The sequence below is a fragment of the Methylobacterium sp. A54F genome (genome assembly GCF_053346035.1).
Map to the genome: position 1 here is coordinate 1 of NZ_JBKFBF010000079.1, position 331 is coordinate 331.

The following is a 331-nucleotide window of genomic DNA, read 5'->3' on the forward strand; positions in this document are numbered from 1 at the left end:
ACGCCCATTACCGGGCGACCTGGGAGATCATCGGCCGCTCGCCCCGCCGGGCCACGAAGGGCGCCCGCCTGATGGCCGCCGCCTACCGGCTCTACCTCGACGCCCTGCTCCGGCGGGGCTGGGCGCCCCCGCGGGCCCGGGTGAAACCGGGCAAGCTCGCCCTCCTCGGCGTCGCGCTCCGGCACGGGATCGTCTGATGCCGGTCAGTCACGTCGCCGGAGCGGGCCTCGCGGGCCTGGCGGCCGCGGTCGCCCTCGCGGAGCGCGGCCAGCGGGTGGTGCTGCACGAGGCCGCCAAGCAGGCGGGCGGGCGTTGCCGCTCCTACTACGAC

1 protein-coding gene and 1 pseudogene are annotated in these 331 nt (G+C 77.3%); both read left to right on the plus strand.

Annotation, left to right across the window (positions count from 1 at the left end):
* Positions 1-197, plus strand: a pseudogene (locus ACLBXP_RS25415) (presqualene diphosphate synthase HpnD); the annotation flags it as partial.
* Positions 197-331, plus strand: a 135-nt coding sequence (locus ACLBXP_RS25420; RefSeq protein ID WP_447670610.1) for an NAD(P)-binding protein, incomplete at its 3' end; no start/stop codon positions are given. The pseudogene ACLBXP_RS25415 and the gene ACLBXP_RS25420, both read left to right, overlap by 1 nt.